We start from the raw sequence: 21,389 nt of genomic DNA, 5'->3' as shown, positions 1-21,389 counted from the left end.
ATTAACTTATGTTTTAGGCTAACAAAAAATTTCCTGCTAACAAACCAGTTTTATATTTAGAGATAGAGCAAGTCGCTCGTTTTTAAGCCAAAACAGAGAGATTTTGTGAATAGATAAGACACTAAAAAAGCGCCTGTTTAATGATTAGACAGGCACTTTTTTAGTCTGTATAGGGCTAGAATATTAGCTTAGTATCTAAGCTGTTTTCTATTTTTGTAGGACAGAAACCAAACGCTGATGTACGCCTTCAAATCCGCCGTTCGACATGATGATAATTGTGTCGTCTTTACCGGCTTGACCCAATTGGCTGATGATATGGTCAATCATTTTTTGAGTGTCATTCATCACGTACTGAGTATTATTAACGCCTTCAGCTTGCTCAATAACCTCGCTTAAGCCCCATTCAAGGCCAGCAGGCTCATACCAAATGACCTCATCCGCCAATTGTGCTGAACGGGCTAGATTGTCCTTATGTACACCAAGTTTCATGGTGTTACTGCGCGGCTCAATAATGGCCCAAATCTTAGAATCACCCAATTTCTTTTTGGCACCATCTAAGGTGGTGGCAATCGCAGTTGGGTGATGCGCAAAGTCATCATAAACACGCACTTTACTCGTTGTCTCTGCGGCACGATAGTCTAGGTCTGCAATCAGCTCCATACGGCGTTTGATACCAGAGAACTGCGATAGAGCGGCGCAGGCATCAGCAACAGAAATACCAATATTATAAGCGGCGGCAACTGCGACCATGGCATTCTCGACATTATGACGGCCACTCATTCCCCAATTAACGTCTGCACTAGTGCTCTCACCATTATCGGTATCATTAAAGTGAATACGGAATTGACTGCCATCTTCACTCAATAACTGTGCTCGCCACTGACTGTCAGTGCTCTGATTATCTGAGATTTCAGTGCGCCAAATCGGTGTCCAGCAGCCTTTATCAATGGTCTGCTCTAAGCTTGGCGTATTGGCCGGCATGATGATTTGGCCAGTGCTTGGTATCATACGAATCATATGATGGAACTGAGTTTGAATTGCTTCTAAATCTTTGAAGATATCAGCGTGATCAAACTCAAGGTTATTCAAAATAGCGGTGCGCGGGCGATAGTGAACAAACTTAGAGCGTTTATCAAAGAAAGCTGAGTCATATTCATCTGCTTCAATCACAAAATAGCCACGCTCGCCCTCTGTATTTTCATCAGCACCTAAATAGCTGCTGTGCGCAAAGGCTTGGTTTAATCGATCATCATCGCTGTCAACCAATGGTACGCCGCCAATTAAAAAGCCAGTATCGATACTGCAGTACTGTAATACCCAAGCCAACATAGTGGTAGTTGTAGTTTTGCCGTGTGTACCAGCAACGGCCAGCACATGACGCTTTTGTAGCACATGCTCGGACAAAAACTGCGGACCTGAAGTGTAGGCAATGCCTTCATTAAGCATATATTCAACGGCTTCAATACCACGTTTCATGGCATTACCAACAATGACCAAATCCGGTGCAGGCTGTAGATGACTGGCATCGTAACCTTCTTGAATGGTAATCCCTGCACGTTCTAGCTGAGTGGACATCGGCGGATAAATATTGGCGTCAGAACCCGTAACGGTGTGACCCAAATCACGGGCTAATAATGCAAGTGACCCCATAAATGTGCCACAAATACCTAAAATATGAACGTGCATGAAACCTCTTATTTCTATCTAATAAACAAATTACATGATGGACCACTTAAATAATTAAGCAGTGTGAGTATTAACGGGACGATTTAGAGTACGGTCTTTAAGGATACGCCACAGTACAAGCAAGTTTACGATAACCAGCGCGCTGAATAAGATAAGCGACTGTTCAGGGATACTTAAACCCATAAAGCGCCAGCTAACCACCGCACATTCGCCAGACCCTGCTAACACTTGGTGGATGACCTGCTGCATAGGTAGCGCATCCATCCAGTATTCTAAACCAGGACCACAGCTTGGTACCTGATCAGCCGGTAGATGCTGTATCCAAACATGACGGGCAGCAACGCCGGTTGACCATAGGATACCGGCCATCGAGCCTACCCATAATATCAGGCGTAGTGCCATACTTTTTGGGTTACCTAAGGCGGCAATTAATGAGAATATGCCCATCACAATCAAGCCGACACGCTGGAAAATACACAGCGGGCAGGGGTCAAATCCGCGTACATTCTGTAGATAGAACATGGCAAATGCCATGGCAACCACAGCAAAAAAGACCAGTACAGTATTTAAAAAACGATAAGACAGTAAGCGCTGCATAACAGGTTGCTCCTTGGCAACGTCAAAAAAGAGAGCTTTATTGAGCTATTTTAAACCTAAAATAACTCAATATAAAAGCCCGTCTTATGTCAGCCGATTAGGTTTAAAGTAAGACTAAACGACTGACATATTAATCTCTTATATGAATAAGGCGCTCAGATGATGTCTTATTAGATTAGCGGTACTGCTGCACATAGTCGTAAAAGTCTTCTGTATCGCTTTGCTCTAAATCGTGCTGCTGAATCCAAGATTTTTCAGCCAATACCTCGTACATCGCACGGGTCTTAGGACTCAGTGTTTTTGACATAATCGAGTCACGATGTTGTAGTGCCAGCGCATGACCTAGCTGCCAAGTACTGCCCATTTGAGCAGTATCTGCCAATACTTGAGCCGATAAGGTCGCATCAGGATACACCGCTTTACCTAGCATTAAGGTCACTGCCACGCGGTAGTTATTACCACCATATTGGCTGTCTAGTAAAGTCGCAAAAGGCAACATGGCTTCTAAATGCTCACGCATCCACTCGCTAAGGGGTTTTTCGCCATCGCACGTTTGTACGGTTAAATCAGGCTGACGACCACGATTGACCACACGCTCTAAATTCTCAGCCAATACCGCATCTTCTTCAGGTAATAAGTCAGGAGAGTCAGTAAGGAGGCAATACAGCGCCAATACTTCTAGGAAGCACGCGGTAGACACACGAATACCGATGTCACTATAAGGGTCTAAATCCACGGCTCTAAATTCAACATAAGCAATACCGCGCGCTTCTAACGCATGGCTTGGTGCTTCACCAGATTCGGCAACCTGCTTAGGACGAATCGGGCTATAGTATTCGTTTTCAATCTGTAATATATGATCATTAATCTGAATCGGATTACCGTCTTTATCATCAAGCCCTAAATCGCTAAAGCCTGAGAACGGGGTATTAATCGCACGGCGCAGACCGTCTATATATTCTGGCAGATTGTTATAACGGATATCTAATTGATCTTGCACGCTATTGGTATAGCCAAGCTTACTCATGCGTAGGCTTGTGGCTTCTGGCTTGTAGTAAGTTTTGCCATTCATCAAGTCTAAATCGTGTTTACGCCCAGTTAAGAAACAAGGGCACACCGAAGGGCTAGCACCGGTTAGATAAAGAACCAAGCTACTCATACGCTTAAAATTACGGATTAACCCAAGGTATTTGGCATTTTTAAATTCGGTCAGTGATTCTGTTTGCTCATTTTTTGGCACATTATCTCGCCATGTGGTAAACAAATCATCGCCAAACGATAAATTATAGTGCAAGCCAGCAATGGTCTGCATACGGCGGCCATAACGTACGCCAAGACCGCTACGATATAATGTCTTTAGACGGCCCACATTTGAGCTGCCATAATCGGCCAATGGAATGTCATTATCATCAGAAGATAGCATGCATGGCATAGATAGAGGCCACATCAGTTCGCCAGACTCTTCCAGCGCTTGATACACCAACACATGCAGCTCGCGCAGCATATTCAGGGTTTCGGCAACAGTCGATTTAGGTGAAGTAATCAGCTCAAGCAAGCTCTCAGAGTAATCGGTCGTGATATACGGATGAGTCAGCTTTGAGCCTAGTGATTTGGGATGCGGCGTTTGCGCCAAATAGCCATCTGGCTGCATACGTAGGCCTTCTTTTTCGATACCACGCAGCATGCCTGCTAAGTGTTTACTAGATAACCAAGAGGGAATCAGGGCACTATGGGGGGTGATTGCTTCAGTCATACAATAATCTCAAATCAATTAGGCACATCACTGTCAGTCGCTATTATTAGTCGTTATATTCAGTAGATGTATAAGGGGTTTTTGCCAAAAAATAGTTACTAATTAAGCAGTTAAATTAGTGTAGCCTAAACCCATTAAAAAATCATGCGCGCTTACAAATGATAGTCAAATGGTTTCTATTTTACTCACACTCGAATAAAGGGTGGTTTGCAGCGCTCAAATAAGCAAAAGGCCGCTATATACTGATTAAATAGCGGCCATATCTATTTTGGCAATCCCTTTAGCGTCGTACAAATTAGGCGGTATAAATAAAAATCGTATTATCAAAGAGCCATGTCATCAACTTACCGAGTTATCAATAGGTCAATCCATTAAACGCCCGTTAAATACTGGTAGCTTAGATCCGTGACAATTAGATAGAGAATGATGAGCCGCAGCCGCAAGTGGTTGTGGCATTAGGGTTAACGACAACAAAGCGCGCCCCTTCTAATCCTTCCGTATAATCAACCGTCGAGCCTTCTAAGTATTGGTAACTCAATGAATCAACCAATAAGGTCACATCTTCGTTTTCAAAGCGGGCATCTTCATCGCCCACTTCGTCAGCAAAGTTGAACCCGTAAGAGAAGCCTGAGCAACCGCCACCAGTGACGTATACTCGTAACATTAAGTTGTTATCGCCTTCTTCTTCACGTAATTTGCGTACTTTTCTTGCCGCACTATCAGTTAAGGTAATGGTTGTCATAATATCCTCGTAAAGTACTAAACTTCACTTAACATAAAATCAACGGCTCGTTAAACCATGTCTTTGCAGTTAACAAAGCGCATCGGCTTAAAACAGAGTAAAATGGTCAGACCATGACCCGTGAGAACTGATTTTATGATTATTTAAATTATCGGTCATTCAGTATAGCATAATGAGGCATAATGCCTGATTTTCAACATTCTGTACGTCAATATAGATAACTATTTTTGTTTGTTTTATTTTAAAGTCGCTGTCATACCTTACATTTAAGCCGAATATTAGCCGGACTAGGCCTGCTATTGAATAACAAAGCTTATATATGAGCGCACATCCCTATACAATACACCTAATATTGTCCTGATTTATATCCATTTTCTAAATACCTTTATTGAGAAAATTAAATTGAGAAACACCAATATAGTCAATGCCTTGCCAAGCAGACTGTATTGCCGATGTTCGTTTCTAAACCGATAACCATTAGCAAACCCAGAAGTGATAAACCATGATTGAATTTAATAAAGTTAGTGTTCGCCGTGATGGCCGAGTACTATTCTCAGACGCCACCTTTCAGATCCATCCAGGTCAAAAAGTAGGCTTAACTGGCAACAACGGAACTGGAAAATCCACCCTATTTGGGGTGATTTTGACCTATATGGGCGAGCATACCTCAGATGAGCTCACCATTGATGCTGGTAATATTAGTATCCCCAGTGGCTGGGATGTGGCGCATATGGCGCAGGAAGTAGAAGGCAGCAGCCAGCCTGCGATTGATTATGTGCTAAGCGGTGACAAAGAGTGGTATCAGATTAACCAAAAAATGATGGCGCCTGATGCGCTGAGCGATGATGAGATTGCCCAGTTATATCAGCGTTTTGACGATATTGATGGTTACCGTACCCCGACCACCGCAGCGCAAATTATGGCCGGTCTTGGTTTTAAAGCCAATCAACATGATTTACCAGTGAATGACTTCTCAGGTGGTTGGCGCATGCGTTTAAACCTTGCCAAAACCTTGATGAGTCGAGCTGACCTACTATTACTTGATGAGCCAACCAACCATTTGGATTTGGATGCCATTTTATGGTTAGAGGAATGGATTGCTAAATTTAATGGCACTGTACTGCTCATCTCGCATGACCAAACCTTTTTAGATGCGACCATTGGCTATATTTTGCACGTCGAAAATCAGCAAATGACCTTATACACCGGTAATTACACTCAATTTGTGCGTACCCGTAGTGAGCGTTTGGCTCAGCAGCAACAAGCCTTTGAGAAGCAGCAAGAGACCCGTGCACATCTAGAAGATTTTGTGCGTCGTTTCCGTGCCAAAGCCTCAAAAGCCAAGCAAGCACAAAGCCGCTTAAAACAGCTAGAGCGAATGGCGGATTTGTCACCTGTAATGGCAGACAATCCGTTCTCGTTCCAGTTTTATGAGCCGAGCCACATGAGCTCACCGCTTATCTCATTAAAGTCAGCAGACATTGGTTATAACGGTGTGCCGCTATTAACCAATACCAGTTTGCAAATTACCCCAGACACCCGTATCGGTTTACTCGGTATGAATGGTGCTGGTAAATCGACATTAATTAAAGCGTTAGTGGGCGAGCTTGAGCCGATGAGCGGCAGCTATAAAGTATCGGACACATTGCATATTGGTTACTTTAACCAGCATCAAATGGACAGCTTGGATGCCGAAGCGACGCCAATGATTATGATGCGCCGTATTGCTGGCAAGACCTCCGATGCCGAACTGCGTTCATTCTTGGGTAGCTTTGATTTCCGCGGTGATCGCATTGATACGCCAAGTAAACTGTTCTCAGGTGGCGAGCGTGCACGATTGACCTTAGCGCTTATTGTGTGGCAAAAACCGAACGTCTTAGTACTCGATGAGCCAACCAACCATTTAGATTTGCAAATGCGCCAAGCATTGACTATGGCACTTCAAGGTTTTGCCGGCGCCGTGGTTCTGGTATCGCATGATCGTGAACTGATTGCTAACGTGTGTGATGAACTATATCTGGTACATGATGGCAAGCTGCAAGAATTTGATGGCGATGTGTCAGATTACGGCAAGTGGCTATCTGAGCAGCGTAAATCAGATGCCAAAGAAGCAGCAAAAGAGACCCGTGATGCCAAAAGCGCACAGGCGACCGCTGATAAAAAAGCGGAAGCGGCCAGAAAAGCGGCTGCTGCCAAAGCCGCTGAGGACAATCAGTTGACTAAAGAAGAGCGCCGTAAATTAGCCGCCGAGCAGCGCAAACTGACTGCGCCAATTCGTAAGCGTATTGAAGTGGCTGAAAAGCAGTTAGATAAATTAAGCGTTAGCTTGGCTGATTTAGAAGAAAAGCTGGCCGATACGTCGCTGTATGATGATGACCGTAAAGATGAGCTGTTAAAGCTGCTTGACGAACAGGCGCAACTACAGCAGCAGCAAAATGAATCAGAGGAGACATTAATCACGGCGATGACAGAGCTTGAAAGATATGACAGTTAAATAAATAATTTTAATCTATTGCAGGAACTATACTAAATATATGTTGACTATTGAAAATATTTATTAGGACTTATTATCATATTCTTGCTATAGTATTGGACTTATGTAAAATCAGGTTACACTTTTTAATGCCTAAATTTTAAATTAATATTTGAAATGATAACTTAATCTTATTAATATAGGCTCTCTACTAATCTATTTAAGGAATTCTAATGTTAAAGAAAATCGCTATCGCTTCAATTGCTGCTGCTATGATTCCATTTGGTACAGCAAATGCTGATCTTGGTTCAAAATTTAAAACTGCCGAAACAGGTCGTACTATCGAACAAATTTACAAAGAATGTGGTCTAGGTGGGGCATTATTTGGTAACTCTAGCCCTATCCTTGCTATTATCTCAAACGTTACTTGGGATCTTGGTACGACAGCTGCCTCATCTGATTCAATGTCTCCTGAAAATTGTCAGGGTGGTAATGTAAAAGCTGCTGTATTAATCAACGAAGCGTTTCCTAGTGTTGAAAAAGACCTAGCTTCAGGTCAAGGCGCTCATTTATCAGCCCTGCAAGATGTTGCTAACTGTGATTCAGTTGCTGGCGTTCGTGCACAATACGGTGAATATACTCAAACCTCAGCTTATCGTACAGCGAACCAAGACCAAAACGCTCAAGCCTTATATACTATGGTTCAAAACAGCTGTGCTATGTAATTTTATTTAAAACAACCCTCGCAATTATTATTGAGGTTGTTGTTTTTTTATGAATACTTATAGCACTTATGCTATAGATTTTACTGTTCAAACATTTTGCACGTAAATTTGATGTTTACGTGCTTTTTTATTGCAAAATCATGTGTGCCAAACAGTACGTCTGCCCAAAATTGATGGTGTCTAAATTTAATATGCAAAAATTATTCTTATTATTAAGCCTTCTTATTGCCCATGTGGCTATGGCTGAAGTGAATAATCCAAATATCGATTCAACTGTAGAATCTCAAGTCGTTCACGGCAAAATTCAAGTTGGTAAAAGTAACAGTCAGGATATAGTTGTTAGTGAAGATAGGGTCGAAAGCCCTACCATTAAGAGTCAACAGCTACAACAGCTGGCAAACCATCCTCAATGGCACCATCTCTTATTTTATAAAAATGGCAAAGCAGAAGTTATTTCTGAAGGGTTTTACTTATCGCATTCAGGGCAGGGGTCATCTGCCAAATTCAACCCCTATGACGAGCTAATTGCGACACTGAATAAACGCCATGATTCAGAAACAGTATGTCGATTTCCAGCGCGCTACCTATGGCTAAGTCACCAATTGACTAAAGTGAATATTGACTTAACAGCTTGTCGAGATTTACCAGATCCGAATCAGAAAATCAGCTTAGTTTTGGTCAGTAACTATTTAAAAAATCCTGCCTCTTCTTTTGGTCATGTATTGATTAAAACCAATGCTAATTCTGAGATGTATGACTCAAACAGCAGTGGTCTACTATCTAGTGAAGACTTATTGAATAATGCTTACAACTTTGGAGCCCGTATACCCCAGAATGAAAATGGAATAATGTACGCCCTCAAAGGCCTATTTGGGTTTTATAATGCAGGTTTTTCTGAAGCCGAATTTTTTAAACAAGATGCTGTTTACTCAAAGAGTGAACAACGTGATATGTGGGAGTATGTGCTCAATCTAGATAAATTTGAAACCCAGTTGCTTAATTATCATCTTTACGAAGCTAAATCTGCACGATTTGATTACTATTTTATCAAACAAAACTGTGCTTACCGTTCAGGTGAAGTGTTAGAGTTAATTAGTAATATTGATACCACAAAACGTCTTGGGCCTTGGTATGCGCCTGATTTTGTCTTTGATCAGCTCATAGAGTATAACGATCAATCTATAGATCCAATAATAGGGTCTATACGCTATTTGCCTTCAGAACAAACTCAAGTTAGGCACAAGTTTCTACAGTTATCACAGCCAATGCAAAGCATTATTAACAGGGTAATTGCGACGGAAGACTTACTGCCCCTCAATGATTTAAACGATGCAGATAAGGCATTAGCTTTAGACTTTTTAATCCTTCATAGGACGTATAAAATTTCACAGCAAGACACGCCTCAAAACCAAGCCTTTAAACGGCAACTATTGAGTCAGCGGTTTTTGTTACCAGAAAGTCATGAGCTCGCTAATTTGACAGTACCCAATAAACCCTCTCCAGCACTTAGCAATAAAACCACTCAAACTAAAATCTCTGTTTCAGACGATATGGCATTCATTGGTCTGTCTTTATTTGTTAAAGATCCACTCAATAACTATACCGATATAAACAAACGTTTTGAAGCAGTACAAGCGACGGCTGGATACGACTTCAACGATGAAAGCTGGAAACTAACGGATTTTGTATTTTTAGACATGCACCAAATTGAAGATCTGAAGCAACCTTTGGCAGACGAACCTAAAATATCATGGCAATTGAAGACAGGGGCACGTACAGATCCTTTTAACGGCGATTCTCACAGCCTTTATTTACAAGGTGGTCTAGGCGTTGGTGCACTATTTAGTGAAAATTTTATTGGCTACGCTATGTTGAATGGCTCAATACATGATCAAGACACCCATTTTGATGCTGGTATTGAGATAGGTCTGAGGCTAAAGCGACAAAATCAAGCTGCTGAGTTATCTTTTAGTAAAGACAAAAGAGACGGTATGCCTTCTATTTCATCGACGAAATTAACCTTGAGACAACAGATATCGAAAAATAATGACTTAAGAGTCTTGGTGACCTATAAAGATAATGATCCTAGCGAGGATGTAGATGGAGTGACTACAGGTGTCGCTTGGCATCATTACTGGTAGAAGAAAGGATGTATTAAGGGTTAACACCTCTTTTAAATGAGGGCGTACCCAGTTTGTCAGTAAATAACTTAGTCATTAGAAGTATATTTAATACCAAATCTAGAAATTAACCTATCACGGAAGGCGAGTGCAAACGCTACAAATAGTAGGTTCAGTGAGATTGACAAAGATAGGTTGTTTTTAGAAAAGGTATAACTTAGTGATTCATTTGATGCTAGCTGTACAGGTGTATTTGCCTAGAACAAGTTGTCACTTGAAAACTATATATTGTGTACCATTAATTAATCATAATTAAAACATAACCAGTTAAAAGGATAACAACAATGGCAGAGAAAAGTTATTACGATATTTTAGGGGTTAGTAAAGAGGCCACTGAGAAAGATATCAAAAAAGCATACCGAAAGCTTGTGCGTAAATATCACCCTGACGTGAGCGACGTTAAGGATGCTGATGAAAAGATTGCTGAAATTAATAACGCCTATGAAACCTTAAGAGATCCTGAGAAACGGGCTGAATACGATGCTATGCAGTCTAACCCATTCGCCGGTGCAGGCGGTGGTTTTGGTGGTGCAGGCGGCTTTGGTGGTGGTGGCAGCGCTCAAGGTGGCTTTAGATGGGAAGACATCAAAGATCAGTTCGGTGAGGGCGCTCCATTTGGTAGTGGCAGCTTTCGCTTTGATGATATTTTCTCAGCATTTGGTGCCGGCCGTGCACAATCTAGCCGTCAATCGACACAATCAGGCTTTGATGGATTTGACCACTTCGGTGGTGCTTATGCCGATACCGGACCTGCGCCGGGTCAGGATCAACATGCCGAGATTAATGTCTCACTAGAGTCTGTGTATAAAGGCGATGACTATAGCATTAAATTAAACGTACCGACTCGACAAGCCAATGGTAGCGTTACTTACGAACAAAAGACGCTAAAAATCAAAGTGCCAAAAGGCATCACCGAGGGCAAGCAAATTCGCCTAAGTGGGCAGGGTGCTGCAAGTTATACCGGTGGTAAAAATGGTGATTTGTTCTTAAAAGTTGTCATTGATCATGCCGACAATATTCGTTTAGAAGGGGCCGATGTGTACCAAACTGTCAATATTACCCCTTGGGAGGCAGCGCTGGGTGAGAAGATTAACGTCAGCACGCCGGCCGGTACATTGGGTGTGTCTATTCCTAAGAACAGCAAATCAGGCAATCATTTGCGTATCAAAGGACGAGGTATTCCGGCTAAGCAAGCAGGTGACTTGTACCTGACACTGAATATCGTGAATCCAGAGATTACCAGTGACGCCCAAAAAGAGGCCTTCGAGGCATTAAAAGCCAGTTTTGCTGAGACCAATATACAGCGCTGATAGCGTCAATAGATGTACTGATGCCACCATAAAAATAAAAGTATAAGAGGACAGTTATCATGCAACATTCAAATGAGTTTAATGATCTGGTCATGACCTTAGATGAGCTAATCGCCGCCTGTGGTCAAGAGCCAACCTGGGTGATGTCATTAATTGAAGAAAATGTAATTGAATATGATGTGCCTGAGACGCAGCAATTTACGGGCTATCAATTAGCGATAGTACGCCGTGCGTCACGTTTAAGCCGTGACTTTGATGCCAGTGTGCCGGCAATCGGGCTGATTTTAGAGCTGCTCGATGAAGTAGAGCAGCTGCGTCAATATAAGCGTCAACAAGAAGCAGCGACGCATTGTGTGTATACTATCGAAGTCGATATGCAACAAAAATAAGCGCTCGTGTTTAAACGAAGCGTTATTGATTTGCAGCCAATAAAAACCTCAGTATCTTTGGATACTGAGGTTTTTTAATGTGACTTTTTAGGGTCTACGGCTTAACAATGGCTTAAGCAGGTTGATTTTTCATCACTGGATCTGCCGCTGCAGTGAATAACACGTCAGTTGACGAGTTAAGCGCTGTTTCTGCAGAATCCTGTACCACACCAATAATAAAGCCGATAGCAACCACTTGCATCGCCATATCATTCGGAATATTAAACAAGCTACAAGCCAGTGGAATCAATAGCAATGAACCACCTGCTACACCAGACGCACCACAAGCAGCGACTGTCGCTACCACACTGAGCAGTAATGCTGAACCGAAGTCGACGGGCACACCTAAGGTATGTGCTGCCGCTAAAGTCAGCACGTTAATGGTAATCGCAGCACCGGCCATATTGATGGTCGCGCCTAGTGGTAGAGTTACCGAATAAGTGTCTTCATGCAGACCTAAATCAGCCGCTAGTTTCATGTTAACAGGAATGTTGGCTGCTGATGAACGGGTGAAGAAGGCAGTGATACCTGATTCACGTAGGCATCTAAATACTAGTGGGTATGGATTGCGGCGGATATTAAAGGCCACAATAATTGGGTTCACCACTAAAGCGATGAACAACATACAGCCAACCAAGATAGTTAGCAGACGTGCGTAACCCATTAGAGCATCAAAGCCTGTTTCGGCAACAGTATTTGCCACTAGACCTAAGATACCAATTGGCGCAAAGGCAATGACAAAGCGAACCACGCTTGAGATGGCGTCAGACAAATCTGCTACCATGGTGCGCGTTGATTCAGATGCTTTACGTAGCGCAAAACCGATAATCACGGCCCACGCCAAGATGCCCATATAGTTGGCATTAGCGATGGCATTAACTGGGTTATCAACCAAATTCATGAGTAAGGTGGTCAATACTTCTTTTAGGCCAGATGGCGGCGCGCGGTCTGCAACCGCTTCGATAGTGGTTAAACCGATGAGCTCGGTTGGGAATAAAAAGCTGGCTGACACAGCCGTTAACGCTGCGAGGAAGGTGCCAAACACGTACATAACCAGTACTGGCTTGACATGAACCTTGCCGCCGCTTTGATGTTGGCTAATGGCTGCCATCACCAGAATAAATACTAAGATAGGCGCAACCGCTTTTAACGCACCCACAAATAAAGTACCTAATAGTCCTAAGGCGATACCGACTGAGGGTACAAGCCAGCCTATTAAGACACCAAGCACCAGCCCAATAATAATAAGGGGAACTAATCCGATGCGTTGATACAGGTCAATAATGGCTCTCATAAGCACTCCGTGCAATGAGTTACTCACGATGAGTAACGATAATAATTTAAAAAGTACACAAAAGCAGGCAGAGCCTCTGCTTTGCTTTGAGTAAGGGAATAGAAAAAGATAGGATAACGCGTATCAATGCCGTCAAAAAGAGGTCTCAAACGCAGAAATGGTGCGGGAGGTAGGCAAGAGTTATAAGGTAAAACCTTAGCGTACTATCAATTTGATAATTTGATTATACAAAAGATAACTTCATCTGCAAGAAATAAGTAAAAATTAGCCTGACCTATAACGATTGGTTAATTAAAGACCAGAGGGTTTTTGCTGCTTTATTGAGAGGTTAACGGATAGACGATGCCTTAGATTGGCTTATTATTTTGATAAGAAGCGACTAAGTTTTTGAAATAATTAGAATAATCGTAATGATTAAATCGAATAGTGAATAAGCTCAAAGCCTAAATTCTGATAAATGCGGTATTTATCACGGCCTTGTTGTTTACTTATTTCATCTGGAGTGATGATTTCCAATACCCGTTCAGGTAGGCTGCTGTTGTTTTTTAACGGCAAAGCTGCTGCGGCTAAATTCAGAACCACGCCATCGAAGTTATCAGGTAGGCTCGGCATTAACGTCACCGGTGCAGATAACATATTAGCGCTAATCGGTCCCTCCTCAATTAAATTATGAGGTACAAAACTGCTGGGATTAAAGTCCCATAACCGAGTATCAAGCTGCTTTAAGCGCTCAACCTTATCATCGACCACGACCAAGCTATAGTCACTTTTTTTGAGTACCGTTTCGGTCAATTTGCAGACAAAATTAAGCACCGCCTCAGCATCAACGGCTGCAGCGGTGTTACAACTATCGGACGAATGAGCGTTTTGAGTGGCAGCGACCGAGGTCATAAAGCGCTCACTCAAAACGTAAAAACTAATTTGCATCAGTATTTACTGATTAGCCATATTTTTTAGATACTGCATAAATAGTGGTACAGGACGACCGGTTGCCCCTTTGTCTTTACCTGACTTCCAAGCGGTACCTGCGATGTCTAAATGCGCCCAAGCTTGACCTTCTTCAATAAAGCGCGATAAGAAGCAAGCAGCGGTCACAGCACCGGCTGCACGGCCACCGATATTTTGGATATCAGCGATTGGCGAGTCGATTTGAGTTTGATACTCATCATCCATTGGCATGTGCCAGATAAGATCGCCTGACTGATCACTGGCGTTTTCTAATTCGAATAATACGTCTTCATTGTTACTAAATACCGCAGAGCGCACATGACCCAGTGCAATCACGCAAGCGCCGGTTAATGTCGCTACATCAATAATAGCGCGTGGACTGTAGCGCTGTACGTAACATAAAGTATCGGCCAGTACCAAACGGCCTTCCGCATCTGTGTTTAAAATCTCAACACTCTTACCATTCATCGCTTTCACGATATCGCCAGGACGAGTCGCTTCACCTGATGGCATGTTTTCTGCACAAGCTAATGCACCCACAACGTTGATAGGCAGGCGTGCTTCACATAAGGCTTTAATGGTACCTAATACAGATGCTGAACCGCCCATATCAAATTTCATCTCATCCATAGCCGCGCCAGGCTTGATAGAGATACCGCCTGAATCAAAGGTTACGCCTTTACCCACTAAAACGATAGGCGCATCATCGGTGTTGTTAGTAGCGGCTTTGGTCGCTTTTTTGGTTTTGGCTTTGGTTGGTAGCTTTTCTGCCACAACTTTTAGGTTGCTGGCGAGCGTGTCTGCAAGGCCGACGCTTGGCACATCACTGGCAATGTTAGATTTGCCTTGATATTCCATAATGACCAATTGACCTTCACGTGCTGAGCCACGTGCCACAGATAAAAAGCAGTTCATACCCAGCGCTTCCATCTTTTTCTCGCCCAGTACAGTCACTTTTAATAAGTCAGGGTATGTTGCTGCAAGTGCTTTGGCTTGTTCTGCCATATAAACTGGGAAACAAACGTTACCAGGCTCGTTCGCCACATCACGTGCCAGTGACTGACCGCTATGAACCGCAGTGGCATAATCCACATCTGCTTGTTTGATAGACTGAGATAGGATGTTTATTTGGGTTAATGCTGGCTTGGTTTGCTCTGATTTGTATTTATCAAAACGATAGCTTGCGTTTAATAGCTCTAGTGCAAACTGATGTAGCGCGTCGTCTGATAAATCGTCACCAACGGCAAGCGTTAGCTCACTAACACGCTTTTGCGCAGCGTTGTATAACGCAGTGGTGATTTTTTGAATGGTGCTGTTACTTAGTTTGTCTGTATTGCCTACGCCCACTAGTAATAATTGTAGGGGCGCTTTTTTGTTGTCTGCTGCTAAGGCGAAGTCAGCGGTAATATCGCCAGCTTTACCTTTAAAATCAGCCGCTGCAATTAAGGCTTCAATACGAGGCAGATACGCATCTAATGTGCCATCATTTGGGCCAAGAAGGTGGCCGTTTTCATCAACCAAGACCGCTAGGCATTGTGATTTCAGATTCGTAGCCGTCGATTTTTTTAGTAATTTTTTGGCGGTAGGTTTTGGTAGGCTATTGGTAACTGTCAGGGTTAAACTCATGATAATTCCTCTTTTTTATTTATGACGGTTTATTAATCCGGCTATTTAAGGGTTATTGAAACGGTGGGTAAACAGGTCTTTATTGTTATGGCAATTATTTAGGTATTCGATCAATAGCTCTTTATCGTATGCAAGCTTACCTATCTTAAGCAAATAAACAACACAATAGGTAGGGCGCTATAAAAGAATTAAAAATTAAAAGTTAGACGCCAATTTACTCAGTTATTTAGCACGGCATGGGCCTGTTATTAGGGGAGTATTAATAAAGGCCGAAAGTCGGCTTATTAAAGGGCCATAGTCTAGCATATAGATACTCGTAGCAACATTGCTAACCTATGCTAAGTAGAATCATGCTAGGATATACAGCCATATCTTACACCGAATATCGCTATCATCACGACAATGCTTACGATTATAATACGCCAGTGTTATGTTGCCATAAAGTTGATGTTGTGGAATGATAATCGGCCGTAGTAGGGTAGGGGTAAACTGCCTCTACAAAGGCTATTTATGGCAGGATAATCAAATGAGGTTCATCCGTGATAACGCTTCGCTTTGATAGCTGATTTAATTAAAATGACAATAATCGTATATTTAACCCTATTCCATCCTCCTTTTATAATTTGAGTTTGCCTGTGATTTTACGCCGATATATGACCCGACAAGTCGCCTCAACCACCGCATTGGTATTGGGGTTTTTGCTGGTGCTGCTATTAGGCGGACGCATGATTCGCTATTTCGGTATCGCAGCAGAAGGGCGCCTTGATGTGGGGCTGTTGTTTGCCATTATTGGCTACAATTTACCCTACTTTTTAGAGTTGGTATTACCGCTGTCCTTTTTTATTGGCTTAATGCTGGTATTTGGTCGTCTGTATGTCGATCATGAAATGGCGGTACTAAATAGTAGTGGTATCTCGCGCGGACGTTTGGCTCGGCTGATCATTCCACTGATTTTGGCGTTGTTTGTTGCCGAAGCCGGTCTGTCTTTATTTGGCAAACCATGGGGCGTTAGAAACTCAGATAATATTTGGCAGCAGCAGTCGATTAGTAGCGCCTTTGACTTGATTCGTCCGAAGTCATTTATTAGCAGTGATGATTATCATCTGTATGTCGGTTCTATGAATGAGGATAGAACGGAGCTACAAGACGTTATTCTAATTCAGACTGCCGATGAGTCTGGTACCACCAATAGTACTGTTGATGACACCATAGAGGCACCGGTTGATGGTCAGACGATTGAGAAAGAGATGAGTCGAGTGGTGTCAGAGGATATGCCGGCAAGTGCAGAGGCTGACAGTGAAGATAAACCGCTGCAAGAAGACGAGATGACCACCATTATGGCCAATCCTATGGCGGCGCAGCAAAGATCTCAAAATGGATCAGATGATGACATACCCCGCGATACCATTGTACTGGCGAAGCGTGCGATTCAGGTTAAGGGTAGCGAGGAGAGCAATCGCACTCAGTTAGATTTATTGCAAGGTCGCCGCTATCAAGTGGGTGCCGATAGCTTGGTCTACAATCAGGTCAGCTTTGAGCGTTATCGTATCAGTATCGACAGACCGCCAAGCGATGTGATTACTGAGGATAATGTTACTACCCAAACACTGCCTGTATTATGGCGTGTGGCCACTGGGCGCTCATTACCGGTGATGAATAGTGAAACCGCTGAAGGTGGTGAATCAGCGCCAGTGACGCCAACAGAGCAAGAGATTCTACCGGCACAAGCAGAGCTGGGTTATCGCTTGGCACTGCCATGGCTGATACTGATTGCCCCGATGTTAGCAGTACCGCTAGCACAAGTAAGGCCTAGGCAAGGACGCTGGTTAAGACTGCTACCGGCCATTATGATTTTTACAAGCTGTGCACTGGTGATTATCTCGCTAAAAAGCGCAGTCGCTAAAGGCACTATGCCAGTCTGGGTCAATGCGCTGGCAATCGTCGCCTTTGTTCTATTAGCACTGTATCTAAACTGGGCAAGCCGTATTCGTCACAGAGTTCGCTTTAACCTAGAGCAGCGGGCACAACAAGCAAATAAAGGCAATAATGATGAGACAACAAGCGGAGGCCGGTCATGATTAAAAAACGCTCTGACCACGCTACTGCACCGACCGGTGTTAAGTCAGGTCAAATACTGTCACGCTATGTAAAAAAGAACGCATTATTGGCCATGCTGTTTGCGGTATTGGGCTTGTGGGGATTGCAGCTAATCTTCGCTTATTTAGAGCAGTTAGAAAAGTTCAATGATACTTACACCTATGTCGACGCTCTAAAATACATTGCCTATCGCTCACCTTACTTTTTAGAGCAATTTACCCCGACTGGTGCCTTGTTAGGCGCTGTTATTGGTCTAGGTTTGCTTGCGAATAACTCAGAGCTGGTGGTGATGCGTGCCGCTGGTCTTAGTATTTATCGTATTGTGGGATGGGTGCTACAGCCGGCGTTTATCTTTGTAATTATCGCCTTATTAGTTAACCAATATGTGTTGCCACAAACCAATCTAAAAGCCAGTCAAATCCGCAAACCGGATACCGCCTTATTGGCCTCAGTCAATGGCTATTGGACCTTGCAAGATGCGCCAGATAGAGTCGATGACTCTGGCAATATCGGCCATAACATCCTATATATCGATTATGCGGATGCGAACGGTAATATCGGCACGGTTAAACGTTGGCACCTTGATGGCGATAACAACCTAACAGCAGTCTCTAAAGCGACTGACGGCACTTATTTGCCGCGTACGGATACCCAGATAGCAGCAGCACAGAAGCACGCATCAGACGATGATTCAGCACGCATCAATCATCAGTGGCAATTAAATAACGTCACCACTTTGCAATTGGCAGAGCGCGCGTCTGTTTCCAATGCTGCATCAACCATTAATACTGAGGTAGCAGAGGGGTCATCGCAACTTGGGCCTGCGCCGCAAAGTAGAGCAATGCAGTCTAGCAATATTATTCTAAATAATGAGCCGCTAGTAACGCAGCAAGGCATCAAGAGTGACATCATCACCTTGCCATTATCGCCAAGCTCGGTATATCTATTGACGCGCCGTGCAGAAGACTTGTCGCTGACCCAATTGTATGAGCACAAGCGCTTCAATGCGTCGCAAGGCACACGCTCTTTAGAGCACGAAGTGGCATTTTGGCAGAAATTATTGTCACCGTTTGCCATTTTGTCATTGGTAATTGTTGCCTGTTCGTTTGTATTTGGCTCATTACGTACGCACAGCTTAGGATTACGTATCGTGGTGGCCTTAGTATTTGGATTATTCTTTAGCTACATGCAGGATTTAACCAGTTTTGTAGCGTTAGCAACTGGCTTCTCGCCATTATTGATGGTGTTATTACCTATCATTGGTAGTGCGCTATTTGGTTTTTATTTGATCAGACGCCAAGGCTAATTTACCTTTAGCGTTAGAATAAAAGAAGCCCCGTCTTAATTAAGACGGGGCTTCTTTTATTCTTTAATAGCACGGGTAATGGTATAGGTTTTACCCTGTTTTACTTTATCGGCATTACCAAATACTTCGGTAAATGCCCGTTTCATAAACTGGCGTAGACCATTAATTGTCACCACATAAAAACGGCCACCGGTACGCAGTTTGCTGTAGGCATCTAGTAAATATAAATAATGCTGCTCTTTACCCACTTTGGCAGGCAAGTTCGACATCACGAGACTAAAGTCTTTATTGGGGTCGACATGGTTAAAGCCATTAGACAGATGCACATCAACATTGCTTAAGCCATTTTTCTCGCAGTTACGGCGCGCATATTCTACTGCCATAAAGTCTTTATCAATCAGCGTATGCTGCCCTTGAGGGCATTCGCGTGCTGCTGTCATGCCAAGCACGCCATAGCCACATCCCAAATCGATTGAGTCATCATCACTTTGGAAATCAACATGATCTAATAGCATTAGACTGCCGGCATCAAGCTTCTCTGGTGAGAAAATCCCCCAGGTGGTAGTGAAATACATTGGCGTACCAAGCACGTCTTGGGTAAAGGCGATATCTTCGCGCCAGTGCTTGGCTTTGTCTAATAAATCAGCAGGGGGTCTGTGAGTCATGGTAATGCCTTAATTTAAATTTGAAAAGACGATAAGGTTGTAATAGCAAAAAGCCTAAAGGGTATAAAGCTATTATTGATAATAGGTAGACAGTTATTTAGAGCCGTGTTCAATAATCCAATCTACCAAGCTTTGGAAATCATCAAAAGCAGCGGTAGGATTAAGATTGCGAATATCTTGGCCGTAATTATACCCGTAAGACAGCCCAAGTGTGTCCATCTTGGCATTTTGACCCGCTAAAATATCATTTTTTGAGTCGCCAATCATTACCGCCTTATCAGGAGTCACGCCAAGTTTATCGCAGACATAAAGGAGCGGTTCAGGGTCAGGCTTTTTGGTTGCTAAGCTATCACCGCCGAGTACTTGCTCGAATAAATCCAGCCAGCCAAAACTCTCTAGAATCTTTGGTACAAAGCGAATGGGCTTATTGGTCACTAAGGCAAGCGTAAATCCAGCTTGCTTTAACTGTTTTAGGCCGCTATCTGCATTCGGGTAGGCGACCGTCTTACTACCGCTAATTTGCTTGTAGGCATCGAAGAAGACTTGTTCGGCATGGTCAGCCTCATCTTGGGTTAATTGGCCTTCTACGACGTTTACATTACCAACTAGCGCACGCTCAACCAGCAATCTTGATCCATTACCCACCCAATTGCGTATTTGTTCAACGGGATACGGTGATTTGCCCAACGTGGTGAGCATATTATTAACCGCATCGGCCAAATCAGGAACGCTATCGATTAACGTACCATCAAAATCAAAAATGAGTAGTTGTTTAGGACTCGTATTGGTCATGGTAATAGTCCTTAAATTAAGTTCGTTAAATAGATTCTATGACTTTATTCGATGTCTTTATATTTTTCGCGGTGTTCTTTCTTCATTTTCAGATAGGTGTCATTGGCGCGGCACAAATCCCACTTTTGTTTAAAGATACGGGCCGACTCCGCTTTAACCGGATCTTCCTCGTCACGAGGTAGCTCGTCACGTCCATGTGCGCCGCTTTGACCTTTCTTGTCATCGGGGACAGGACCTTTGTATTTTTTGCCACCTTTATGATTGGCGTAGCGGCGGGCGCGGGTATAGCCCATTTGTAAGAACTTGCGCGCCATATCAGCACCGACAAAATCATCCTTGTCTAAATAATCCAAAAACATCTGATAGATTTTATCGCTGCTCTCAGTGGCTATATCCGGTGTGGCAAATCGCCAATGCGGTAAAATCTCGGATTTGTAAGGTTCAACCAGTAACACCCCTTGCTCACCACGGCCGATCCGATACAGTTCAGGATGTTCACGTAAATTAAGATTTTTATAATCGAGGTCGTAATTGAACTCTCGCATTCATGATACTCCTGCATGGCTTATAGTGGGCAATTTAAGCTTGTGACTTATGTTTAATACGCCGTCTTATAGGTTATTTAGCATTTTTATATAACCTATTATAGGTAACCACCGTACCGCTGCGAGTATAGATTGAGTAAGAAATTTTAAGTATAAAAAAACCCCCAAACTAATTTAGCTTGAGGGTTATCTATGCTTGTTAAGCAGAATTTAGCATAAAGA

At 43.1% G+C, this 21,389-nt stretch carries 17 protein-coding genes; 7 read left to right on the top strand and 10 right to left on the bottom strand.

The genetic code is table 11. The annotated features are described in order from the left end of the window. Positions 1-207: 207 nt before the first annotated feature. The 4 genes from mpl to erpA form a co-directional block, all read right to left on the bottom strand. Complete coding sequence (mpl, locus tag AC2SLO_RS01155; protein WP_486539861.1) at positions 208-1,686, bottom strand: UDP-N-acetylmuramate:L-alanyl-gamma-D-glutamyl-meso-diaminopimelate ligase; 1,479 nt, start codon at positions 1,684-1,686, stop codon at positions 208-210. Between the two features lie 54 nt (positions 1,687-1,740). After that, complete coding sequence (locus AC2SLO_RS01150; protein WP_486539863.1) at positions 1,741-2,283, bottom strand: disulfide bond formation protein B; 543 nt, start codon at positions 2,281-2,283, stop codon at positions 1,741-1,743. A gap of 175 nt (positions 2,284-2,458) precedes the next feature. Beyond that, positions 2,459-4,036 (bottom strand): glutamate--cysteine ligase, encoded by a 1,578-nt coding sequence (gene gshA / locus AC2SLO_RS01145; RefSeq protein ID WP_486539865.1) that lies wholly within the window; start codon positions 4,034-4,036, stop codon positions 2,459-2,461. Positions 4,037-4,448: 412 nt separating this feature from the next. After that, entirely contained in the window at positions 4,449-4,778 is a 330-nt protein-coding gene (erpA, locus tag AC2SLO_RS01140) for an iron-sulfur cluster insertion protein ErpA (protein ID WP_486539867.1), read from the bottom strand. Positions 4,779-5,280: 502 nt separating this feature from the next. Here erpA and AC2SLO_RS01135 point away from each other — a divergent pair. From AC2SLO_RS01135 to AC2SLO_RS01115, 5 genes are all read left to right on the top strand, one after another. Continuing rightward, positions 5,281-7,272, top strand: a complete 1,992-nt coding sequence (locus tag AC2SLO_RS01135; RefSeq protein WP_486539869.1) for an ABC-F family ATP-binding cassette domain-containing protein — start codon at positions 5,281-5,283, stop codon at positions 7,270-7,272. A gap of 212 nt (positions 7,273-7,484) precedes the next feature. Continuing rightward, positions 7,485-7,976, top strand: a complete 492-nt coding sequence (locus AC2SLO_RS01130) for a DUF3015 family protein (RefSeq protein ID WP_486539871.1) — start codon at positions 7,485-7,487, stop codon at positions 7,974-7,976. Positions 7,977-8,167: 191 nt separating this feature from the next. Then, positions 8,168-10,117 (top strand): Lnb N-terminal periplasmic domain-containing protein, encoded by a 1,950-nt coding sequence (locus tag AC2SLO_RS01125; RefSeq protein ID WP_486539873.1) that lies wholly within the window; start codon positions 8,168-8,170, stop codon positions 10,115-10,117. Between the two features lie 323 nt (positions 10,118-10,440). Continuing rightward, positions 10,441-11,466 carry a DnaJ C-terminal domain-containing protein gene (locus tag AC2SLO_RS01120; protein WP_486539875.1) on the top strand — a complete coding sequence of 342 codons (1,026 nt, stop codon included), beginning with the start codon at positions 10,441-10,443 and terminating at the stop codon, positions 11,464-11,466. Between the two features lie 59 nt (positions 11,467-11,525). Then, entirely contained in the window at positions 11,526-11,855 is a 330-nt protein-coding gene (locus AC2SLO_RS01115; protein ID WP_486539877.1) for a chaperone modulator CbpM, read from the top strand. 112 nt (positions 11,856-11,967) lie between these two features. Here AC2SLO_RS01115 and sstT read toward each other — a convergent pair whose 3' ends face one another. From sstT to AC2SLO_RS01100, 3 genes are all read right to left on the bottom strand, one after another. Then, complete coding sequence (sstT, locus tag AC2SLO_RS01110; RefSeq protein WP_486539879.1) at positions 11,968-13,188, bottom strand: serine/threonine transporter SstT; 1,221 nt, start codon at positions 13,186-13,188, stop codon at positions 11,968-11,970. 414 nt (positions 13,189-13,602) lie between these two features. Continuing rightward, positions 13,603-14,079 carry a DNA polymerase III subunit chi gene (locus tag AC2SLO_RS01105; RefSeq protein WP_486539881.1) on the bottom strand — a complete coding sequence of 159 codons (477 nt, stop codon included), beginning with the start codon at positions 14,077-14,079 and terminating at the stop codon, positions 13,603-13,605. A gap of 42 nt (positions 14,080-14,121) precedes the next feature. Then, complete coding sequence (locus tag AC2SLO_RS01100; protein ID WP_486539883.1) at positions 14,122-15,762, bottom strand: leucyl aminopeptidase; 1,641 nt, start codon at positions 15,760-15,762, stop codon at positions 14,122-14,124. 653 nt (positions 15,763-16,415) lie between these two features. Between AC2SLO_RS01100 and AC2SLO_RS01095 the strand changes: the two genes are divergently transcribed. Next, positions 16,416-17,840: an LptF/LptG family permease gene (locus AC2SLO_RS01095; RefSeq protein ID WP_486539885.1), complete on the top strand. Its 1,425-nt coding sequence runs from the start codon at positions 16,416-16,418 to the stop codon at positions 17,838-17,840. Beyond that, positions 17,837-19,165, top strand: coding sequence for an LptF/LptG family permease (locus AC2SLO_RS01090; RefSeq protein ID WP_486539887.1), 1,329 nt, complete (start codon positions 17,837-17,839; stop codon positions 19,163-19,165). The genes AC2SLO_RS01095 and AC2SLO_RS01090 overlap by 4 nt, the downstream gene beginning before the upstream one ends. Before the next feature lie 56 nt (positions 19,166-19,221). Here AC2SLO_RS01090 and AC2SLO_RS01085 read toward each other — a convergent pair whose 3' ends face one another. The 3 genes from AC2SLO_RS01085 to AC2SLO_RS01075 form a co-directional block, all read right to left on the bottom strand. Next, complete coding sequence (locus tag AC2SLO_RS01085; protein ID WP_486539889.1) at positions 19,222-19,830, bottom strand: class I SAM-dependent methyltransferase; 609 nt, start codon at positions 19,828-19,830, stop codon at positions 19,222-19,224. 93 nt (positions 19,831-19,923) lie between these two features. Further along, the gene (locus AC2SLO_RS01080) at positions 19,924-20,622 is read right to left on the bottom strand and encodes a phosphoglycolate phosphatase (RefSeq protein ID WP_486539891.1); all 699 of its coding nucleotides are present in this window, start codon (positions 20,620-20,622) and stop codon (positions 19,924-19,926) included. 44 nt (positions 20,623-20,666) lie between these two features. Beyond that, positions 20,667-21,167, bottom strand: coding sequence for a DUF4385 domain-containing protein (locus tag AC2SLO_RS01075; RefSeq protein ID WP_486539893.1), 501 nt, complete (start codon positions 21,165-21,167; stop codon positions 20,667-20,669). Positions 21,168-21,389: the final 222 nt, after the last annotated feature.

This window comes from Psychrobacter sp. CX14, assembly GCF_057396205.2.
Note: the sequence above shows the minus strand (reverse complement) of the source record. Positions and strands in the feature narration are given on the sequence as shown.